This is a genomic window from Psychrobacter sp. 1U2 (assembly GCF_051847575.1).
In genome coordinates, this window is record NZ_JBPYDC010000831.1 from 1 (window position 1) to 813 (window position 813).

Annotated in this window: 1 protein-coding gene and 1 pseudogene; both read right to left on the reverse strand. The window is 42.2% G+C overall.

Going from position 1 to position 813, the window contains the following annotated elements; genetic code table 11:
• A partial coding sequence (locus tag ACS8FD_RS19000; protein WP_439277005.1) for a DEAD/DEAH box helicase family protein occupies nt 1-511 on the reverse strand: 511 nt, incomplete at its 3' end.
• Nucleotides 512-514: 3 nt separating this feature from the next.
• Nucleotides 515-813: pseudogene (locus ACS8FD_RS19005) on the reverse strand (site-specific DNA-methyltransferase); the annotation flags it as partial.

The window sequence follows — 813 nt, forward strand, 5'->3', positions numbered from 1 at the left end:
CTTCATGATACTGATATACCTTGCGATCAGATGTTTTAGCTACTCGTAAATTGGCAATCGTAGAGACGACTATGATTGTTTTATTGCCAATATCTTGCGCACGGATTTGATTGACATCAGCGATATCGTAGACACTGACTTGATTGGCAAATGCGCGGTTTAAATGATCGGTATAGTCTGGGTTGCTCTTGAGCGCCGAAACGGTCTGCTGCTGAATGGTAGTAGTAGGTACTAGCCATAATACAATGGGGAAATCTTGCGATAGATAATGGGTCGCTGCTGTAGAGACCGCATAAGCGCCTAGCACAGTCTTGCCGCCTCCTGTCGGAATACGAATACAGACATAAGGCGTATCAGCAAAAGAGTAAGCACGGTAAGGGGTTTCTACAAAATTGTTGTCTTGTAGTGTCTGCTGAAATGCTGTGTCAATATCGCCATCCATACGGCAACGCTGAAAAAAAATCGTAAGCGCATCAAGTGCGCCTTGCTGATAGCTTTTTAATTCAAACATCGTTTATCTTCCTTTCACATCGTATGGTATTTGCTTAAATATAATATTTTCACTCTTCAATCGAGCGTCTCCCATACATCTCCTCTCACCATAGATGACTTTTTGACCATTTTCTGGATCTTCAGGGTGAGGAGGTAATATTGACAGTACTTTTGATGTGAGTACATTACCACCATTAGGACGCTTATCACCTAAAATACCATTATAAAGGAGGTAGTAAGCAATACCATTATGCACACCAAGTAACGGTGACTTGGTAGACTGCTGTAGCGATTGCCTAGTATCGCCATACCAAATATGCG